This is a genomic window from Olivibacter domesticus, assembly GCF_900109575.1.
GTDB classification, from domain to species: Bacteria; Bacteroidota; Bacteroidia; order Sphingobacteriales; family Sphingobacteriaceae; genus Olivibacter; species Olivibacter domesticus.
In genome coordinates, this window is record NZ_FOAF01000001.1 from 1,617,682 (window position 1) to 1,638,019 (window position 20,338).

The following is a 20,338-nucleotide window of genomic DNA, read 5'->3' on the forward strand; positions in this document are numbered from 1 at the left end:
TTATCTTTTTTATGTTTAAATATGCGCTTAATAGCTCTCGTTTTCGTTCGGGAAATTCCTTGCTTTTACATCAGCGATGTAATGTTGTGTTGCTTCCTTCATGATGGTGTGCAGGTCTGCATAACGTCTTAAAAATTTAGGCGAAAAACCGTTGTTCATTCCCATGACGTCCTGAATAACCAATACCTGTCCGTCTGTTCCCGAACCTGCACCGATACCGATTGTCGGGATTCTTATCTTTTCTGAAATTTCGGTGGCAAGTTTTGCAGGTATTTTTTCCAGCAATATTCCGAACGCCCCCAGCTCTTCCATTAAGAGGCAATCTTCAAAGAGTTTCTTTGCTTCGGCTTCTTCTTTTCCACGAATGGCATACGTTCCGTATTTGTTGATAGATTGTGGCATTAGTCCTAAATGTGCCATTACCGGAATACCTGCATCGATTATTTTTTTAACGTCCTCTTTTATTTCCGCTCCGCCTTCCACTTTGATTGCATCAACTCCCGTTTCCTGCACCATGCGGATGGCAGCTTCAAGTGATTTCAAAGGATTTCCAGACACAGTACCGAAAGGCATATCAACCACCACCAATGCTCTTTTCGTTCCGTTTACTACCGATTTGGCATAATAAATCATCTGATCAAGCGTAATGGACAAGGTTGTTGGATTGCCCACCATTGTGTTTGATGCACTGTCGCCCACAAGTACCATATCAATACCTGCTTCATCAATAATCCTTGCGGTTGTATAGTCATAAGCCGTCAATACGCTTATCTTTTCCCCTTTCTGCTTCATCTTTTTAAGTTGAAGCGTGGTAACCTTTTTTCTATCTTCTGTATGGATTGACATTGGCAATGATTTAAATGTATAATAAACTACATAACTGATTATGTAAATCTACGATGTAATTTTTTTAAAACCAAATAATATTGGCTGCTTCGCTTAAACGGAAAGAGGTAAATCCATTTAAAGGAGTCACTTTTGTGAAGCTTTATGATATCTAAAATCTGCTAATGCCCCAATATCTTAAAAGTTGACATCGTTCGTTTTAACATTCTAATTTTTTTAGTATTTTTGTTTACACTAAACCTTAAAATAACTGCATTTCTCGGACCTAACCAAAAGAATTAATATTGAAATAGATGAAACCTGCATGAATTGCCATTCAAAAGAGAGTACGAATAATTCATGCAAGCTTCATTGCCTTTTGACAGAACATCATCAAAGGCAAAGTCATAAGAGTTGCCGATGGAGATACGATCACCATAGACGAAGATAATACGCAAACAAGAAATACTAATACTTCCGGACCTCCCTGGCTGTACATTTTGATTACACCTGAGGTACTGTTCTCATTTATTTGTTTCATATTTTTCGTTTTATACAACCCCAATCTTGAATAATCGTTCAAGATTGGGGTAAAAAAAATTATTCCTTAATTACGGCATCAAGAATGATACTTTCTTTAATATTATAACCCCAACGGGCTTTATAAAGCTCATTCACTATCTTTATTTCAATTTGATAAGGTTATGAGTGATAAGGGCACCTCCGAATTCCTGCAATCTACCGCCTTCATCCAAACCTCCTAAATCTATCGGATAAAAGCCCAAATCTTTTGCAAAGGTTAGAACCTTTTTTTTCGACTCATCATCATCCCCTGAGACAAAGATGACACGTCTACCTTTATCCACATTAGGATCTGAAGCCAAAATTGCGGCCGGTAATGTATTAAATGCTTTCACAAGTGAAGCACCGGGAAATAAACTGGTATTAACCCTGCTAGATGTTTTTCCGCCAAAATCTTTAGGTTTAAAGTCTGGAAAAACAATGGCATTGCTCGTATCTATAACGGTACGTCCTTTCCAATCTATATCTTTTACAGCATCTGGTATCTGATCAAAATGAACGGCAATCAGTACAAGGTCTGCCTGAACTGCTTCAGTTGTGGTTCCTGCAGTTACTCCATCCCCTAAAGAGGAGGCCAAATCAGCCAATTCCACGGGTTTTTTCCTACTGCTGATCGTTACTTTATAACCTGCTTTTGCTGCATGTCTTGCAACAGCTTGCGCTATGTGTCCTGCCCCCACTATTCCAATGGCCTTAGTAGCTTCTTGAGGATTCACCTTGTTTGATATTCCATTCCATCTCTAAATTTTTTAGTTCTTAAAATATTGCTTGTCCAAAACCGGTATAATTTACCATGGAAACGATCCTTCCGGTGCAGAGAACAGTACTGAAGGGTCATTCTCTCCAAGAGCTGCACGTACAATATTGCGGGAAGCCTCTTCGACGGTTTCCGTTCCCTCAAAATTATTCATGGCAGTGGCAGCGAAACCGGGACTTGCGGCCTCTACACGGATGTTGGTAGATTCCAACTCAATGGATAAAGCTAACGTAATAGCGTTTACGGCTGTCTTGCCTGCACCGTAAACAACATTGAAGCCTCCACGGTACGGATATTCCGGGTCTGCATTAAGATTTAAAGATGCCATACCACTGGACAGATTAACGATGCGGGCAGAAGGAGCCTTGTGAAGCAATGGCAGGAAGGCCTGGGTAACAGCCAGTAGTCCGAAAACATTTGTTTCCCAAACGGCTCGCATCTCGTCAATATCTGCTACACTGGCTTTGCCAGACGCCAGTATTTCTTCCAATGACCTTTCTGATGAACCTGCATGCGAGATCCCGGCGTTATTGACCAATACGTCAAGTCTGCCAAATTCTGTATTTACCTGATTGGCTGCCTTCAAAATGGATTCCTTATTGGTTACATCAATGGCGATCGGATATGTATTTTCACCTATTTCCGATACAGCCTCTTTTGCATTTTCTAATTTGCGAGACCCGACCAGCACAATGAAACCATGGCCCGCCAGCTCTTTTGCTACCTGTTGGCCGAGACCTCGGTTAGCTCCTGTGATCAACGCTACTTTTTTTTCTGTTTTTTGCGCTGGAAATGCGCTTTCTAAATTTGACATTGTTCTAAAAATTTAAAATGTTACTATTATTTATATTTGAATGATTATTCAAGAATTGGGTAAAAAAAATCACTTTGTTATCATATCCAAAAAATTATCAATGATTTTAGCTATGCGGTTTTTATCCTTATAAAGTATAAAATTTTGTCCTAAGCCAGGCAAGGTGGCTACGATAAGTTGTGCCAATAAAAAACTGTCTTGCTTGTTAGCGACTACTCGCGCTTTTTGCGCGTTGATGACCATTTGTTCAAAAATATCGAACAATTTATCCATACTGTTCTTCAACACCTGATGCGTTTTATCATCTGTAGTCGCAAGTTCGAAGCAGCTTTTCACCGAAAGGCAGGAGTCTTGGTTTACTACAGAATTGGTAACGACCTCCATATAAAATTCACGAAGTAATTCCAAAGGATTTTTCTGCGCTTCTTTCTGTTTCAAATCATATGTATAAATTGGATTCAGATAATCCTTAAGGCAAGCCAAAAATAAATCATGTTTGTTTCCAAAAGTATTATAGATACTTCCGGGATTGAGTCCGGTTGCTTCTACCAAATCTTTCATCGAAGTTGCATGATATCCTTTCTTCCAGAACACCTGTAGCGCTTTGGAAATTATTTTTTGCTCGTTAAATTCTATCACTCTTGGCATAATGATACAAAGGTAGGAATTATTTTTGAATGAACGTTCAAAAATAAATTCTTTTTTGCGCCTTTTTTTTGTATCTATATATCTACTACAGGATATCGGATTTGAAAAAAGATGAGCCCATGAAACCGGAGTATATTTAACCTTATATAACCTATCGGGACTTATTCTGGCTAAAGCCCTTCAGTGAAAATTCAACAGCTCTATCTAATACCTCTGCCTTTTCATTTGCAGTAAGTGTTTTGCTATACATGCTGGCAATTGAAAGAATCACAAGTTGAGGATTATCCCGATAAATGTAATGTCCCGTTCCTGCAGCACGAATTCCTGTACGGTTGGGCGCCTCACTAACAAAGTCGGCGTGGCAGCGCTTCCAGTCTGCAACTTCTGTACTATCATCGGAAAGCTTGTCGCTTACCAGATCAATGATTGGAAAACTTGTAGGAAAAGCAATGCTCCTGATAGAACGCCCCCACCCCATCCAGTAATCTCATTTAATCCGGTAGTATTTGCCGTTTCCGGACGTCAGGCAGACTTACAGCTTAAAGTTTCAGCACCTGGTCCGGAAGGGCCTTTGTTCTGGCGATCGTGGGCAGAAGTATAATCTCCAGGATACTTCTTGATCAAATAGGATCCATAGCCTGAACAGGCCATGGATCTTGATATTACAATTATTGTTGATCTGTTTAATTAGAATGTTAGCTTGGTCAGCCAATCCGCGGTTTCGGGATCACGATGATCAAAGAAAACACTTTTACCGGTGTCCAGCCTTGCTATAGCATCGATGTCTTCCGAGGTCAGTTCAAAATCCCAGATATTGAGATTTTCGACCATTCTTTCTTCACGCACCGATTTCGGGATCACACCGATACCTTGCTGGACAAGCCAGCGCAGGGTAACCTGTGCGACAGATTTTCCATATTTACTGCCGATACCGGTAAGCACCTGATTACTGAAAATCTCATTTTTCCCTTCTGCGAATGATGCCCAGGATTGTGTGAAGATATTATGCTTCTTTAATAATTCGTGCTCGGCGGCTCTCTGGTAAAAAGGATTGATCTCTATCTGGTTTACCGCCGGAACAATCTCGTTGTGTGCGACCAGGTCGACTACCCTGTCCGGGAAAAAGTTACTTACGCCGATAGCGCGTATCTTGCCTTCTTTGTACAGTTCTTCCATGGCATGCCACGAACCGTAATAATCTCCCATAGCCTGATGTATGAGATATAGATCAAGATACTCCAGTCCTAATTCTTTCAGCGACTTTTCGAAAGCTATTTTCGTCTTTTCATAACCGGCATCCTGCACCCAAAGTTTCGTAGTGATGAATAGTTCTTCCCTGGCTACACCACTTTTTCTGATGCCGCTACCCACCGCGGATTCGTTAAGATATAGGGAAGCGGTGTCGATCAAACGGTAGCCTGATCTGATAGCTGTCAGCACGGTTTGTTCACATTCTTTCAGATCTGGTATCTGAAAGACGCCCAAGCCTAAGAGTGGCATTTCGATGCCATTGTTTAATTTGATTTTCTGCATGTTATTAATTATTATGAGTTTTTATTTTGGAGAAAATGGTCTAATAAGTTTTCCTATACAATCGCGCCACCATGTGTACCGAAGATTGATTTTTATCGCATATACACCTTTATATTAAACCTATCGTTCCACAATAAGATAAAAAAATTATTGGTTGATCGACCCGATCAAAATTTCTGTTGTTTGTTTAGTGAGTTCGGCATCCGCAAATAATATGTGCGTGTTATAGATCGATACAAGGCCCGATATTAAAAAGTGTGCCAATGCGCGCGGCTCTTTATCTGATAAAAGGGAGCCGTCTTCTTTTGCTTGCGTCAGCAATTTCTCGAAAAGGTCAACCGCTTTCAGGGTTTGCTTTTTCAACATTTCGCTCACCTCCTGATCCGTTGTTGCCAGCTCAAATACCGAGTTGGTGAACAGGCAGTTGGTGTCCCGCAAAGCAGATTCCATGACAGAATAAATAACGTTACGGATCGCCTCTAACGGCTTTTCACTTTTCTTCGCTGCCTGGCTGTATTGTTTATCCTTGTTTTGGATATAGTTCGTAAGGGATTTTAAAAACAGGTCGTGTTTGTTACCATAAGCCAAGTATAAACTACTCCGGTTGATTTGCATTGTATCCACCAGATCGTTCATAGTCGTTGCATTATAACCTTTCTTCCAGAAAAGGTCTCTAGCTGTTACCAGCTTTTCATCGTAATCGAATTCCTTGTTCCTTGGCATATGACAAAAGTATATATTAAACCGATCGTTTCAAAATAATTTCATAAAAAGATGTCTTGACCAAGATCATTTGCACCCCACAGACAATTGTGGTTGTTCCTATCTCGCTGTTTTTGATGTATTTGTTCGAAATTGCGAGGGTGTTAATCCGCTATGTTTTTTGAAAAATTTACTGAAAAAAAACTGGTTACTGAAGTTTAACTCGGTTGCCACGTTTCCAACGGTCAACGATGAAGTATCCAGCAATATTTTTGCCTCTGCGATAACCATCTCGTTTACCAGCTGACCAACCGACTTGCCAGTCTCTTCTTTAACAACTTTTGTTAAGTGCTTTGGGGTTATAAAGATTTTCTCTGCATAAAACTGTACACTTCTTTCTACCTTAAAATGTACTGCCAACAACTTCAAAAAGCTGTTTAGTAAATCCATTCTACGTGTTGACGTTGCACCGTTGTCCGGCCGATGGCGTTTAATGATGGCAGCCAGCTCTAACATAAAAAGATTGAAGCTATGGAACATAAGATCAAATTGGAAGGCATGTTCCTGATTGGCATGGTTAGTTTTAAGCATCAACATCAAGTCGTGTAAAACGCCAGCTTCTTTAGCGCTTAACTGAAAGTGCGGATTGGTATTGGAAGATAGATATTCAAATACATTGATATCCTTTTTATGGATCAAAGACTCTGCATAAAATGTTTTTGTAAATCCTGTACCAATTATGAGGCCGTCGATGCCGGTGTGATATTCGTGAATAATCCCAGGGGCAATGACGAACAGGTCATTCGGTTCAAGTTTGTAATCCAGTAAGTTGTATTTCAAACAAGTAGTGCCAGCCAGAACAAGCAAGAAAGTAAAGTGATCGCCCTTCACCGGCCTTTCATAGCTCGGCTGCCCGATAATCTCATTCGTACGCGTAACATGGAATTGATCTCCCAAAAATTCCTGTCCCGAAGCCGAATTGATTTCGCCGATCGAGACTATTCGCGTTGGGACATGGGTATCTTTCATTATGTAAAATTAAGACATTTTGTATATAAAACGCAAAAAGGATATATAAAAGCGCTGTTTGTACATGTCATCTATTTTGATAAATGTAAAGATTTGTAAAGTCAAAATTCTATTAGAAAAAATTAAACTAAATGACTAAGAGCAAATCATTTACATCGTCAAAAAAAAAGAATAGTCAGCAGATCTATAGCCATATTATTTTAGGTGCCGGATCGGCGGGCGCCGTCTTAGCTAACAGACTGAGCGAAGAAAGTTCATTTAACATTTTACTGTTAGAGGCAGGCTCCATCTATGACGAATTTTCTTATCCCGAATCGGTAGCCAATAGCCAGATACTCGGAGCTGGTGGTGATACCCGGTACGATTGGGCTTACACAGCCAATAGTCAGAAGGGCAGTGATAAAATTGGTGTACCGCGTGGTAAAATCCTGGGAGGCAGCTCCGCGGTAAACGGGGCCGTAGCGGTCAGGGGTATTCCCAACGATTTTAACCGCTGGGCAGATATGGGTATAGACCATTGGTCGTGGGAGGAGGTGCTACCCTATTTTAAGAAACTGGAAAAATCCAATCTTGAGGATAGCCAATGGCATGGGCATTCGGGTTACTTCCCAATCAATCAACTACACAAGTCCGATCTGTCTCCCATGCAGCAGGCCTTTATCGAGGCGGCCAAAGCGAACAACTATCCTGAAGTCGGCGATTTTAACGGCGAAAAACAATACGGCATAGGCCCCTACCCGGTAAATATTATCAATGGTATCCGGATGAACACAGGGATGACCTACCTGGATATTTCCGTGAGAGAACGGAGTAACCTAAGCATTGAAGGTGATGTGCTGGTGGACAGGGTATTGTTCGGAAATAACAAGGCTGTTGCTATACAACTTGCGGATGGACGCGTATTTCATGGCGGCGAGATCATCGTATCCGGTGGCACCTACGGCTCAGCAGGAATACTGATGCGTTCGGGCATTGGTCCCGCTTCCGTCCTGAAAGATTTAGACATATCCGTTGTCGCCGATCTCCCTGTGGGGAAGCAGATTCTAGATCACCCCTTTTACTTCAACACCTACGCAGCAGATCCGAAGACGATTGGCCGTCTCTCTCCGGTTACGGGTGTCAATCTATGGACGAGAAGCTCTTATGCATCAAAGGATGAGCTCGATATCCATATCACAGCAGGTCATTTATTTAATCCCGCTACGAGCCCCACGAAAGCAGGTTATGTCTTCGGCGTGGCCTTGACCAATCCCAAATCGAGGGGTACTATTAAGATAGCCAGCAACAACCCGGAAGATGCACCGATCATAGACCTGAATTTCCTAGCGGAAGAAGAAGACCGTAAAAGGCTCATTGAAGGAATCAGGCTTGCGCAAAAGATCGGTCAAACAGAACCACTGAAAAATCTTTCAGTCGGCGAACTGAATCCCGGCCCTGAAGCATATAATGATGACCTTATTTTGGCATCGATAAAAGCAACGCTCCAAACGTATAATCACCCCATGGGCTCGGCACCTATGGGGCCTTTAGGGAGTGCTAATGCTGTTGTGGATTTTTTCGGAAAAGTTCATGGTATCGAAGGCCTACGGGTGGTGGATGCCTCCATTTTACCAGATTTTATATCTACGGGCCCCAATGTAACGGTGATCATGATGGCTGAGAAAATTGCCGATGAGATGAAAGAAACAGGAGCGCATGCAAAGGCGGTGTCAAAAAACAAGTATTAACAGTGATGGAAAATTCAACAAAAGAAATGGTATCTACCAAAGAGAAACAGGTAAAACTGAACTGGATTAACGGAGAATGGCTGGATAGTAAAATTTATAGAAACAGCGTTAATCCGGCGACCGGAGAAATAATCGGTCGCTATGCCGATGCCAACCAATCGATTGCCGCGCAAGGTATCCGAGCCGCGAAATCTGCCTTCGAAAACAGCGAATGGAAAGAAAACCGCCATCTGCGATCCAGAGTTTTAAACGAGCTTGCCAATGCCTTTGAAACCCATGCCGGGCGTTTAATTGAGATGCTCTCCCTTGAAAATGGAAAAATAGCGAAGGAAGCTACCATGGAGATTTCGGGTGTTCCATCGAAATTACGGTACTATGCCGCATTGGTTCTAACCCATAGCGGACGGGCACTGGAGTCACGTCCGGGTGCCTTCAGTATGGTTCTGGAAGAACCGATGGGCGTGGCCGGAATCATAGCACCCTGGAATTCACCGGTGATTCTGATGATCCGGTCCTTGGCACCGGCATTGGCCGCGGGCTGCACAGCGATTATTAAGATGCCCGGGCAGACAGCCCAGATCAACGCGCTGATATGCGAAGTTTTCGCATCGGTAATGAGTTTACCCAAAGGAGTCATCAACCAGTTTACAGAGAGTGGACATGAAGGAGCAGCATTGATCATCAGTTCTCCGGATGTTCTTACCATTAGCTATACAGGCAGTACTGCAACCGCAAAGATTATGATGGCAAACGGTGCAGCGCACCTCAAACGTTTTGGTTTTGAACTGGGAGGCAAAACACCGATGATTGTTTTCGATGATGCCAATCTGGATAAGGCATTGCCCATCTTGGAAAAGGCCATTACCATTTTCGCAGGACAGTTCTGCATGACCGGTAGCAGAATTTTGGTTCAGAGAAATATTGCAGAACGATTTGTAGCAGATTTTACCGAAAGACTTCTGCGTGTTAAAGTAGGTTCGGCTGCTGATCCCGAAAGTGATATGGGACCATTGATTGATGAAGGCAACTTAATGCGTGTGGATCGTCTCGTGGAACAGGCGATTAATGACGGTGCCGAAGTGCTGCTTCGTGGCGGTAAAGTGTTAGACAGAGGCTTGGCAGCAGGCTCATTTTATCGTCCGGTTTTATTACGTGTAACCGACAATAAAATGGCTATTGTACAGGAAGAAACGTTCGGCCCGGTAGCCACTGTACAGATTTTTGATACGGCCGAAGAGGCAATTAAGTTAGCAAACGATAATCCATATGGTTTGGCGGCATCGGTCTGGAGCAGCCATGTGGATCTGCCTTTAAGGGTAAGCCGAAAACTGGATGCGGGCACGGTGTGGATAAACGATTGGGCAAAGATTAACGATGAGATAGAGGAAGGCGGCTTTAAAATGAGTGGTCTGGGACGTTTAAATGGCCTGGCGGCGATGCATGAATTTATTCAGTTCAAACACATCTATCATGATGCAGGCATCTGATTTACCGGTAATCACGATAATAGAGCTAACGCCCAAAGCTTCTTACAGAGAGGAATCACTTGAGGCCATTCAGACAATCAGCCTGGCCGCTTCAGATTTCCATGGGTATCAATCCGCGGACATTTTTGAAAAGGTGACGGCTGACGGGTCCATTGTATTTGCCATTATTCTACGATTTGACACCTACGCCAATCTGACCTTGTGGAATGACTCAGCGCAAAAAGCGCGGCAGATCGCTTTAAGTAAAAACTTATTCGAAGAGGTAACACCGGAGACTAAACTCACCGGTCTGGAATTCTGGTTTGAAAATAGACAACAAGAGGGAGTAGTGCAACCCCCTAAATGGAAAATGCTGATTATCACCGTCTGCATCATATTTACACTTTTACATACGTTTATGCCCTTTATTAGACAATTATTGAGGCCAATTGGAATGCCTCACATGATAAATACCTTGATAGGAATTATCATGATGGTTACGCTCATGACTCATTTAGTGATGCCTTTTATTACCAGGATCTTCAGTAAATGGTTATTCAAATCCAAAGGATAAACACGGCAATTTCTTAAACATTAATATTATACATTCAATTATTATGAAGCATTCACAAATCGAAGAAAAACAGGGGAAACAGGGAGATTTTTTTCACACGAAGCATGGTTTTGAAAAGGCAGATTGGCATCAGCATGCACCCTCACCTCAACAGTTCCAGCCAGCGTATCTGAGCAGTCCGGAATTTATCAAAAATGGCTATCACTGTGAAGAGCTAAGAGACGGCTTTTATTGGGTAACCAGTGGTGGTTATGACGCTGCTTTTCTGGTAACGGATAAAGGTGTCATTGCAATAGACGCACCTCCCATTCTTGGCGAAAATATGCTTGCCGCTATAGAAGCTGCTACGAACAAACCTATCGTAAAGGTGATTTACAGCCATTGGCACTCCGATCATATTGGCGCGGCAGCCATGTACGGCCCTAATGTTGAAATCATAGCCCATGAAATCACCAAAGAATTGCTTACGCGCTTTCCTGATCCCCTACGTCCTGTTCCAAACACAACATTTAGCGACAGCTACCTAGTTGAACTTGGCGGTGAAAAACTCGAGCTTAGCTATAAAGGTGCTAACCACTGCCCCGGTAACATCTTTATTTATGCACCGAAACAAAAGGCGCTTATCAAGATTGACATTGTAAGTCCGGGTTCTTGTACCTTTATGCATTGCGATGCCTCGGAAAACATCAGCGGATGGATTGATGCCCACAAGCAGATATTGGAATTTGATTTTGATTTTTTGGTGGGCGGACATATCACACGCTGGGGCACCCGTGAAGATGTGCAGACCTCGCTGGAATATTTCGAGGATATGCTCAGTTTTGCGCAGGAGGCGCTGAAGGAATTTTGTACCCCGGTCGGAGCAGCTGTTTTCTTTTCAACCGCTCCCGCAGATCAATATTCCGTGAGTACGGAAAACTGGATTAACTCCATGGTCAATTATGTTACAGACAAAGTGCTGTCAAAGATTACCTCGAATGGCCAAAAGTGGGAGGAGCGTCTTGCAGGTGTAACCACTAATACCAAATATCACGCATACACCATTGTAGAATCTACAAGAACGGAAAGAAGCCACTGGGGCTATCAGAAACGGGGTACAGGTGGGACTAACTATTTTGTTTAATTTCTCGCTAACTCATAGAAAACAAACAACGCCCACTATTCACAAGGCAGACACGTGTCCTGTCTTGTGATAATGGGAGAAACGCTGCTCCCAAATACTGAAGAGGAAAGACTATTAAATGGGGTTTTATTAAAACATAAACAGATCAAAAGATGAATCGCAAAATTGTAAGAATAGTACAGCCAAAAGCAAACCAAGGCTTTTTAGGCGAGGGCCATACGGCTATCCAAGTTGTCGAAGGTAATGACTTTCAGCAAACGGATCCCTTTATAGTAATGATGGATGATCAGCTCGATTTACCGGGACATGGTGTTGTTGGCGGACCACATCCTCACGCCGGATTTGAAATTGCCACACTCGTGCTGGAAGGAAGCCCCGAGAGTGATTTTCAAACAGGTAGCTTGGAATGGCTGACGACCGGAAGCGGCATCGTACATACAGAAGAAATTAAAACCAAAGTGAAATTAAGGATTTTACAATTGTGGCTGGTGCTGCCGAAAATAAAAAGGTGGACAGCCCCCAAATGGCAGAAACTTCCCTTCAAAAATGTGCCATCCAAAAAAATAGGTCGATCGGAAATCTACGTTTACAGTGGAAGCGCATTTGGTTTAACATCTCCCATTAGCTCCGAAACGCCTATTATGATTGTTCTTTTCAAATTATATAAAAATGACAAGGTTACGCAACAACTTCCAACAAACTTCAATGGTTTTATTTACATGCTTGAGGGAAGTATGGTAGCGGGTGGAGAAGCGACACCTATAGAGACGCAACAGGTTGCCTGGCTGGACAGATCTACAGAAGAAGGGGCTAGTAAGATTGATTTTATCGGTGGCGCCGAGGGTGGAAGCTTTGTGCTGTATGCCGGAGAACCACAAAGAGTACCCATTATCAGCTATGGGCCATTTGTCGTCGACAGGGAAGAAGAAATTAAGCCGCTCTTCCAGGATTTTAAAATGGGCAGAATACCCCATTTAAAAACCCTTCCAGAAAATCAGGTCGTTTACCATGGCTGAGCCAATACTTTACATAGCCAACGCCTTTGCGTCAAATCCATTTGTAAATGGTCGTCCGGTTGACCACCCTTTAAAGAGGATCATCCGGATATGCCATTTATTTACCGATCAAACCGATCGGTGTATCACCCCTTTCCATCAAGGATGAAGAATGATAGATCCGGTTGTTTTACCCTCTTCCAAATCTCGGTGCGCAACGGCAGCATCTTTCAGCGCATAAATAGTTGGCGCTATCGTACCTAATAATCCATCACGCCAGGCATCAAATAGTTCACGGGTAGCCAATTCCCTACTATGCATATCCGGCAGATACTGTTGCAGGGCAGGCCGCACCAGCCGAATTTGTCTTTTCGATAAATAGTTCATATCCAAATGCGGGTTACCTGAAGCCATACCAAAAAGAACCGCTGTTCCACCATTCTTTAACAGCCTGATGGATATGTTGAAAGTTGCTTTGCCAACACCATCAAATACCGCATCAATGCCTTGATTTCCAATCAGCTCCTTTATTTTAGCTTCCAAATCCTGTGTTTCCATCACAATCACATGATCGACCCCGTTATCGGACGCGATTGCTTTCTTTGCCTCCGTTCCTACCGTACCGATTACGGTGGCCCCAAGCGCTTTTGTCCATTTGCTCAACAATGAGCCAACACCTCCTGCGGCGGCATGCACGAGAATAATGTCTCCCGGTTTTACGGCATAGATTTGCCTGATCAGCATACGGGCAGTAAGTCCCTTGGCCAAGATCGATGCGGCTTGGTCATAGGAGATATCGTCGGGCAACTTGACCAGGTCTTCCGCCCTCACCAGCCTTTGTTCAGCATAAGAACCTAGTGCGTTATAATAAGCAACCCGATCGCCTTCCTTAAAAGCCGTAACCTCGCTACCAACATTTTCCACTATTCCTGCGGCTTCCCCGCCGATCGTCGCCGGAAAAGACATGATCGGAAAAGTCCCATTTCTGTACATCACATCCACAAAATTGATAGCAATTGCTTTCTGACTGACCAAGATCTCATGCGTTCCAGGTTCTTGTACCTCTTGGGTGGAATATTGTAAAACTGCGGGAGGGCCCTGTGATTCGATACGGACTACACCGCTTTTATATATTTTCTTCATATTTTAAGGCTGACTGCTCAGCGTTAGTTTATTCAAAGTTGAGACTTTATAAGTGGCATGAAAATGACATATGCAGTAAATTATCCTTGACATATGTCAAGAATATCTTGGTTCGCGATTAGCATCCCGCCTGTTAATTCCTTATTTTTGATTGCTCTTAAATAATCATCTGCATATATGAGTTTACACGAACCATCATTTGAAGTGCTTTTTTCGTATATTGAATCGAGATCGTCTCTATTACTCGATGATAATGATCGAGCGCTTATAAAACAGGCATTTAAACAAAAACACCTAAGAAAACGACAATATCTTTTACAGGAAGGTGATATTTGCAAGTACATGGCATTTGTAGTTAAAGGCGCAGGTAGGATGTATACAATTAATAAAAATGGGCAGGAGCATACTATTCGTTTTGCTATAGAATCCTGGTGGCTTGGAGATGAAGAGAGCTTTAGGCTGGGAACACCGTTAATCTATACTATTGAGATGACCGAAGACGCTGAAGTGCTGTTGATAACAAAAGACGATCTTGACCAACTCTACGATCAAGTTCTTGCTATTACACATATGACTCGCAAAATCGATCAAAAGCGTGCTATCGCCACACAAAAGCGTCTGCAGGACGCCATCAGCTTGGAAGCTGAACAGCGCTATCTACGTCTTGAAGAAACTTATCCCCAAATAGTACGTCGGTTCCCGCAGGCAATGGTTGCCTCTTATCTGGGGATATCAGCCGAAACACTTAGTCGGGTTAGAAAAAAGCTATTGCAGAAATAAGCTACGCTCGATCTTTTCTGGTAAGATGACTTTAAATGACCGATTAAGCAAATCCCTATTAGAACTGACTGCGGCCTGCACATATTTAAGGAACTTTTAAATGGAAAGTGGAAACTGATGCTTATCTATTATATTTCAGAGCAGATAAAAAGACCAGGAGCATTGCAGAAGAAAATAGCGGTGGACAGGCGAGTAATGAACAAGCAATTGGATGAATTGGTAAAACATGGATTTGTAGATAAATTTTCTTTCGACACTAAAATTCCTAAAGTTGAATATCAGCTAACACCTCTGGGGTTTAGTCTGTTGCCGATAATAAAAGATTTGGAGCAATGGGGCGAAAACAATAGAGCGGTTTTAGAGGCAGCGCTTAGTGAAAAACCATGATAAAATCATCAAAAGACGGCATAATTTAAGTACATCAGCGAGATATATTGACGATGAATTTTTGATAATTTGGATCAGCATTGCCGAAACGCTTCAGACGGAACCTCAATTGGTTGCGCTGGCTTGGCTAAAAACAAAAAACGTTATCCCGGTACTAGGCGTAAGAACATTTGGATAAAATAGAAAAACCACAAAATGTGGTGTTGTAATGTTCCTATTAATAAAAATGCCACGATGTAATACATCGCGGCATTTTTATTAAGGCTTTTCAGAAACCTTTTGTGACATATCATTCTTGATCTTTTCACGATGCTGTAAGCCCCAATTTGATAATGCGCCAACAACTTCCTCAAGAGTCTCACTATACGGGAGTAATTCATAGGTAATAGATACTGGGTAGCCAACGGAAACCTTTTTGATAATAAATCCGTTTAGTTCCAGTTCTTTCAGCTCACTCGAAAGAACTCTGGCCGAAATCCCCTTCACCATTCGCTGAAGCTCTGTAAAACGGTTATTGCCCCTTGCCATCGCAATGATTATCATGAGTTTCCATTTTCCTCCAATGGCATACATGGCATCACTTACAGAGGCCAACAATTTGTGACAATCATCAGAAAATTCTTTACTATCCTGAACAGGTTCCATCTTCTCTTTCATATGAACTACTATAAAATTACTTACTAACCTTTAGGTAACAACTAATAAATTATTAGCAAATATAGGCTAATTTTGTCAAACAAACAGGATTTAAATAATAAAATCAATTTGCGAAGAAATTGAGCCTGTGATATTTAAAAATAATTTTTAAACAATAAAACAAACAGATTTATGTCAGCAGAAAATTTGAAAACCAGACAAGAACTAAGAGATTTAATAGATGCTTATGCCTATTTGGGTGATGAAAAGAACATAGATGAGCAGATGAAACTATTTACTCCCGATGCCACCTATAAAGTCTTTATGAACGGAATCGAAGTGGCCAATACAACCGGAACAGAAACACTGAAAATGGAATTTAGCGTACATGCAGCGGAGGTTAAAACCTATTTCACTTTAAATGGACAGCATACGGTAAAAATAGATGGGAATGATGCCATAGGAATTTCTTTTTCACAGCTTAAAATGATCAGGGAAAAGGAAGGTAAAGATACTGTCACTGATTACAGCGTAAAGTATGAGGACATATATATCCACCAGAACGGAAAATGGTTAATCAAGGAACGTATAGGTCATTTTCTGATTATTGAAACAAGAACGCTGAACAACTGATATTTAAAATCAAGCTAAAATGAAAACAAATAAAACCATCACTACTTCGCTAACTGTACTCGTTGGAATAATGGTTATTGCAAGTGGGTTAATGAAGGCTATTCATTTACCGTGGTCTGTCGCTGGACTAGTTAAATTCAACCTTCCAAATTCTGCTACAGCACTTGGTTTAATGGAAATGTCATTTGCGATTCTTTTTCTAATTCCGAAAACGATGCGCCTAGGCTTTATCTTGCTCAGCTGTTACTTTACAGGTGCAATGGCAACAGAATTATCCCACGATGGTTCAATGCTTAATCCTGGAATTCCTTTGGCCTTGATTTGGGTTACAGCATTTTTAAAAGATCGATCCATATTTTTGGGAGCTTTTGGGCATTGAAAATGATTTCGAGCAGGTAGTTGCTTAAAAGATTGAATTTAAAATTGCTATCAGCTTTTGATTCGTTATCTATTTTAGTGTAGATAGTGATATTTTACGGCTATACTCAAAAGGAAACAAAATGGTATTTGTTGTACTAAGGTCAACTTACTATTTTATTTTTACCACAATCTTTCCTTTTGCTCTTCCACTTGCCACGTGATTTAGAGCCTCATTGGTCTGCGGAAATGGATAAACCTTATCTACAACGATTTTAATTGTTCCATCTTCAATGAGCTTGGTGATCTCTCCAAGCTGTTTTCCACTTGATTTCATGAACAAGAACTCATAATCGATACCTCGCCTTTTTGCTTTTTTCCTAACACCAAAACTAAGAAGTGATAATGCTGTCCGAATGAGCCATGAAGCGCCAATTTCCTGTGCAAATGCTGGTGTAGGTGGACCTGAAATAGAAATTACCTTACCTCCTGTTTTTACCACATTTAGGGATTTCTTCAAAGTTTTGGTATCCTGACTGTTTAATACCAAATCATAGTCCTTCAAAACTGTTTCAAAATCCTGCGTTTTATAATCAATTAAAACATCAGCACCTAATTCCTTAAGCATTGGAAAACTTGCTTTTCCTGCTGTAGTGGCAACGGTTGCACCTAAATATTTGGCTAACTGAATGGCAACGATACCAACTCCTCCGGAGCCAGCCTGTATAAAAACTTTTTGTCCTTTTTTTAATTTCCCTATTTCTACCAAAGCTTGCCAAGCGGTCAGAGCCACGAGGGGAACACCTGCTGCCTCGTCCATGGAAAGGTTTTTGGGTTTTAAGGCCAAATCATTTTCTTCAACTGCTAAGTATTCAGCGAAGGTACCGATATGAAGATCGGAAGGACGCGCATACACTTCATCTCCAATTTTAAACTTTGTAACCCCTGAACCTGTTTCAATAACAATACCGGCCAGATCATGCCCAAGAATAAATGGTGTTTTATACGGTAAAATCATTTTGAATTCACCGGACAGAATTTTAATATCCAGCTGATTGAGGCCCGCCGCATAGATTTCAACCATGACCTCATTTTCGCGGAGTATAGGTTTACTAATTTCACGCAATGTTAGCTCCTCTTTCTTACCATAGTTTTGAACTACAAATGCTTTCATAAATTTTATTTTATTGGATAGATTGATAATGCTCTTTCTTATTAACCAGTTGATAGGCTTTATCTGGTGCAATCCGGTTAAGGAAAAACAATGATTTTGAATCACCTACACGAATTGTCAATGTATCTTTTTCGAGTCCTTTAATAAGTTCCTTGACAAATAGGCTACTGGACATCTTTTTATCTTTTCTTTCTGCAACCATATCGGTATCGACCAATGGTGGAAGTAATTCGAAGACCTTCACAGGGCTATTTATAAATTCTAAATGTGATCTTAGAGACTTGGTGTAAAAAGATAATGCCGCTTTTGTGGCAGAGTAAGTAGCTTCCAAAACAGAAGGAACAATACTTAGGATAGAAGTTGTATTGATAATCGCAGCTTCATTTCGGGACTTAAGCATATCCATAAAAAGATTATTTAATCGTATGACTCCAAAATAATTAACTTCCATTTCATAAATAGCTCCCTGTAAATGTTTATCGCTCGAGATACCCAAATTCAACGGCGCTGCCCCTACACCCGCATTATTATACAAAATATCAATGCCACCTATATGTTCTACTTTTTCAAATAACGCAATCGCGTCTTGCGGGTTTGCTGCATCCGATTGGATGATTGTTAACTCGGGATATGCTTTTTTTACTTCCTCTAGCTTGAGTAAATTACGTCCGGTAATAATAACCTTATTTCCGAGAGCCAAAAACTGCTTTGCTGCTTCCAATCCTATTCCAGAAGTACCACCAGTAATCAGTATGGTCTTGTTTTTTAAATCCATCACTTTACAATTTAAAAATGAAATATACCGATCATCTCCATTTTAAAATTGAAAGTGATCGGTCATATTAATTCTTGTGCATGCGCTAATTTAGACATAGCTTCACCGATTGCGTTTGCATAGATCTTGGTATCTCCTACCGGAATGTCAAATAGGTTCGTTTCTAATCCAATCAATAGCTCATCTGCTACTTCACTTGGCTCAATTCCAGCTGCCCCACCAATTTCTGCAGAAAATTCTGTATTGACCAATGGAGGATAAACTTCATATATCTGGAGATTTTTCTGTTCTTCATAAGTTTGTCTTAAAGCCGTTGTATAGCTATGCAATGCTGCTTTAGTTGCTCCATAAGTTGGTAAGAATTTATGACTTCCATATACTGCTATGGAGGATACATTCACCACAGCAGATTCTTCTTTTTCCAATAAGTGTGGAATCATTAATTCTGTAAAATGGATAATTGCAAAATAATTGGTATTCATTTCGATCAATGCTTTTTCGTGTGCATTAGTTGTTTCACTCAGCAGATATCCAAAAGCTGCTCCGGCATTGTTGATAATAATATTAACATCCGCATGATTCGTTTTCAAGTCTTCTGCTATACGAATTCTATCTGCTTCAACAGATAAATCACCTTGAATTGCTACTGCATCTTTCAACTCCGTTAAAGCTTTTTGAAGGCGCTCCTCATTACGCCCGTTAATGATGATTTTGTTGCCTGCAGCATTTAATTTTTTAGCAATCGCTAAACCTATTCCGGCACTTCCGCCACTTATGAATACGGTATTTCCTGTTGTTTTCATTTGCTTGAATGATTTAATGATGTTTTATTTATGTAATAAGCTATTTGAATTGATTTTTAAAATTTTAAAAAATATACTTTTTAGTATATTTTAGGTTAAAAAAAATTACAGTGTATACTGCTCTAATTCTTTCTTAAGGTCTTTTATAAGTTCGATCATTAATTTTTTAGAATCAATTGTTCTGCTAATGACAATTCCTCCTTCCACTGCTGACAATATTTTAAAAGCAAAAACATCAGCATTGAGTTCTTTTGAAAACTCACCATTAGCAATACCATCCTTTAAAATAGTTGAAAGCCCCCGCAAGCCGGTTTCCAGAACTGTTGCAACTTTCTTTTTTATAGAAGGAAAATGATCATCTGCTTCAACAGCAGTATTAAAAATTGGGCAACCGCCGGAAATAAAGGTATCGATTGGGTTTTTGTGAAAATCAAGATACAAAAAGATCTTTTCTTTTGAGGTTTTACCCTGGGAAACAATAACAGCCAGCTTTTGTGACATTTTTTTTAATGAAAAGTCCACAACCTGTTCGGACAGATCTTCTTTTCCGTTAAAATGTCCGTAAATACAACCTTTTGTTAATTTGGTCGCTTCCAAAACCTCATCTATGCTTACGCCAGAAATTCCCTTCTCATTATAAAGCGGGCTTGCTGTTTCCAGGATAAATAACTTCGTTTTTTCTGCTTTTGTTAACATTGTCTTTTAATTTACTCTACAAATATACTAAAAAGTATATTTTAAAAACAAGAGAAATATACTTTTTAGTATATTTAAACTAAAAAATGATATACAGGTAACATACACCCTAACCTAGTATTATAGGTTCCAAGTATTCAAAAAATCAGGTTTACCACTACATACTTTCTAACGTAAAG

24 protein-coding genes are annotated in these 20,338 nt (G+C 40.8%); 9 read left to right on the top strand and 15 right to left on the bottom strand.

The window, feature by feature from the left end:
* Positions 1-27 precede the first annotated feature (27 nt).
* The 9 genes from panB to BMY50_RS07125 all read right to left on the bottom strand — a co-directional run bounded on the left by panB (position 28) and on the right by BMY50_RS07125 (position 6,890).
* A complete protein-coding gene (gene panB, locus BMY50_RS07090) occupies positions 28-846 on the bottom strand; it encodes a 3-methyl-2-oxobutanoate hydroxymethyltransferase (RefSeq protein WP_093321045.1) in 819 nt (272 codons plus the stop codon).
* 662 nt (positions 847-1,508) lie between these two features.
* Positions 1,509-2,123: an NADPH-dependent F420 reductase gene (locus BMY50_RS07095; RefSeq protein ID WP_093321050.1), complete on the bottom strand. Its 615-nt coding sequence runs from the start codon at positions 2,121-2,123 to the stop codon at positions 1,509-1,511.
* 72 nt (positions 2,124-2,195) lie between these two features.
* Positions 2,196-2,978 carry an SDR family NAD(P)-dependent oxidoreductase gene (locus tag BMY50_RS07100; protein ID WP_093321055.1) on the bottom strand — a complete coding sequence of 261 codons (783 nt, stop codon included), beginning with the start codon at positions 2,976-2,978 and terminating at the stop codon, positions 2,196-2,198.
* A 69-nt stretch (positions 2,979-3,047) separates the two neighbouring features.
* Complete coding sequence (locus tag BMY50_RS07105) at positions 3,048-3,626, bottom strand: TetR/AcrR family transcriptional regulator (RefSeq protein WP_093321059.1); 579 nt, start codon at positions 3,624-3,626, stop codon at positions 3,048-3,050.
* Between the two features lie 151 nt (positions 3,627-3,777).
* The gene (locus BMY50_RS07110; protein WP_093321063.1) at positions 3,778-4,104 is read right to left on the bottom strand and encodes a hypothetical protein; all 327 of its coding nucleotides are present in this window, start codon (positions 4,102-4,104) and stop codon (positions 3,778-3,780) included.
* A 44-nt stretch (positions 4,105-4,148) separates the two neighbouring features.
* Positions 4,149-4,277: a hypothetical protein gene (locus tag BMY50_RS28570; RefSeq protein ID WP_262496890.1), complete on the bottom strand. Its 129-nt coding sequence runs from the start codon at positions 4,275-4,277 to the stop codon at positions 4,149-4,151.
* Between the two features lie 36 nt (positions 4,278-4,313).
* A complete protein-coding gene (locus BMY50_RS07115; protein ID WP_093321067.1) occupies positions 4,314-5,159 on the bottom strand; it encodes an aldo/keto reductase in 846 nt (281 codons plus the stop codon).
* 147 nt (positions 5,160-5,306) lie between these two features.
* On the bottom strand, positions 5,307-5,882 hold the full coding sequence (locus BMY50_RS07120) for a TetR/AcrR family transcriptional regulator (RefSeq protein WP_093321071.1): 576 nt from the start codon (positions 5,880-5,882) through the stop codon (positions 5,307-5,309).
* A gap of 99 nt (positions 5,883-5,981) precedes the next feature.
* Positions 5,982-6,890: a helix-turn-helix domain-containing protein gene (locus tag BMY50_RS07125; protein WP_093321075.1), complete on the bottom strand. Its 909-nt coding sequence runs from the start codon at positions 6,888-6,890 to the stop codon at positions 5,982-5,984.
* 131 nt (positions 6,891-7,021) lie between these two features.
* Between BMY50_RS07125 and BMY50_RS07130 the strand changes: the two genes are divergently transcribed.
* The 5 genes from BMY50_RS07130 (at position 7,022) to BMY50_RS07150 (ending at position 12,796) form a co-directional block, all read left to right on the top strand.
* Positions 7,022-8,617, top strand: coding sequence for a GMC family oxidoreductase (locus BMY50_RS07130; protein ID WP_093321080.1), 1,596 nt, complete (start codon positions 7,022-7,024; stop codon positions 8,615-8,617).
* A 5-nt stretch (positions 8,618-8,622) separates the two neighbouring features.
* On the top strand, positions 8,623-10,104 hold the full coding sequence (locus BMY50_RS07135) for an aldehyde dehydrogenase family protein (protein WP_202907759.1): 1,482 nt from the start codon (positions 8,623-8,625) through the stop codon (positions 10,102-10,104).
* Positions 10,088-10,657, top strand: a complete 570-nt coding sequence (locus BMY50_RS07140; RefSeq protein WP_093321085.1) for a hypothetical protein — start codon at positions 10,088-10,090, stop codon at positions 10,655-10,657. Before BMY50_RS07135 ends, BMY50_RS07140 begins: the two co-directional genes overlap by 17 nt.
* 43 nt (positions 10,658-10,700) lie before the next feature.
* Entirely contained in the window at positions 10,701-11,780 is a 1,080-nt protein-coding gene (locus BMY50_RS07145; protein ID WP_093321089.1) for an MBL fold metallo-hydrolase, read from the top strand.
* Positions 11,781-11,932: 152 nt separating this feature from the next.
* Complete coding sequence (locus BMY50_RS07150; RefSeq protein WP_093321093.1) at positions 11,933-12,796, top strand: pirin family protein; 864 nt, start codon at positions 11,933-11,935, stop codon at positions 12,794-12,796.
* Between the two features lie 138 nt (positions 12,797-12,934).
* On the opposite strand, the gene BMY50_RS07155 is transcribed toward BMY50_RS07150, so the two are convergent.
* Positions 12,935-13,918 (bottom strand): quinone oxidoreductase family protein, encoded by a 984-nt coding sequence (locus BMY50_RS07155; protein ID WP_093321098.1) that lies wholly within the window; start codon positions 13,916-13,918, stop codon positions 12,935-12,937.
* A gap of 177 nt (positions 13,919-14,095) precedes the next feature.
* On the opposite strand from BMY50_RS07155, the gene BMY50_RS07160 reads away from it, so the two are divergent.
* Together BMY50_RS07160 and BMY50_RS07165 are read left to right on the top strand one after the other, a co-directional pair.
* Positions 14,096-14,698 carry a Crp/Fnr family transcriptional regulator gene (locus BMY50_RS07160; RefSeq protein ID WP_093321102.1) on the top strand — a complete coding sequence of 201 codons (603 nt, stop codon included), beginning with the start codon at positions 14,096-14,098 and terminating at the stop codon, positions 14,696-14,698.
* Positions 14,699-14,779: 81 nt separating this feature from the next.
* Positions 14,780-15,085 carry a winged helix-turn-helix transcriptional regulator gene (locus BMY50_RS07165; protein ID WP_262496904.1) on the top strand — a complete coding sequence of 102 codons (306 nt, stop codon included), beginning with the start codon at positions 14,780-14,782 and terminating at the stop codon, positions 15,083-15,085.
* Positions 15,086-15,343: 258 nt separating this feature from the next.
* Here BMY50_RS07165 and BMY50_RS07175 read toward each other — a convergent pair whose 3' ends face one another.
* Complete coding sequence (locus BMY50_RS07175) at positions 15,344-15,730, bottom strand: winged helix-turn-helix transcriptional regulator (RefSeq protein ID WP_202907760.1); 387 nt, start codon at positions 15,728-15,730, stop codon at positions 15,344-15,346.
* Positions 15,731-15,913: 183 nt separating this feature from the next.
* Between BMY50_RS07175 and BMY50_RS07180 the strand changes: the two genes are divergently transcribed.
* Together BMY50_RS07180 and BMY50_RS07185 are read left to right on the top strand one after the other, a co-directional pair.
* Complete coding sequence (locus BMY50_RS07180; protein WP_093321117.1) at positions 15,914-16,354, top strand: nuclear transport factor 2 family protein; 441 nt, start codon at positions 15,914-15,916, stop codon at positions 16,352-16,354.
* Between the two features lie 19 nt (positions 16,355-16,373).
* A complete protein-coding gene (locus BMY50_RS07185; protein ID WP_093321122.1) occupies positions 16,374-16,733 on the top strand; it encodes a DoxX family protein in 360 nt (119 codons plus the stop codon).
* 150 nt (positions 16,734-16,883) lie between these two features.
* Here the strand turns inward: BMY50_RS07185 and BMY50_RS07190 are convergent, their stop codons facing one another.
* The 4 genes from BMY50_RS07190 to BMY50_RS07205 all read right to left on the bottom strand — a co-directional run bounded on the left by BMY50_RS07190 (position 16,884) and on the right by BMY50_RS07205 (position 20,159).
* Positions 16,884-17,885 carry an NADP-dependent oxidoreductase gene (locus BMY50_RS07190; protein WP_093321126.1) on the bottom strand — a complete coding sequence of 334 codons (1,002 nt, stop codon included), beginning with the start codon at positions 17,883-17,885 and terminating at the stop codon, positions 16,884-16,886.
* Positions 17,886-17,895: 10 nt separating this feature from the next.
* Positions 17,896-18,660 carry an SDR family oxidoreductase gene (locus BMY50_RS07195; protein WP_093321130.1) on the bottom strand — a complete coding sequence of 255 codons (765 nt, stop codon included), beginning with the start codon at positions 18,658-18,660 and terminating at the stop codon, positions 17,896-17,898.
* Positions 18,661-18,722: 62 nt separating this feature from the next.
* Entirely contained in the window at positions 18,723-19,463 is a 741-nt protein-coding gene (locus tag BMY50_RS07200; protein ID WP_093321133.1) for an SDR family NAD(P)-dependent oxidoreductase, read from the bottom strand.
* A 105-nt stretch (positions 19,464-19,568) separates the two neighbouring features.
* Complete coding sequence (locus tag BMY50_RS07205; RefSeq protein ID WP_093321138.1) at positions 19,569-20,159, bottom strand: TetR/AcrR family transcriptional regulator; 591 nt, start codon at positions 20,157-20,159, stop codon at positions 19,569-19,571.
* Positions 20,160-20,338: the final 179 nt, after the last annotated feature.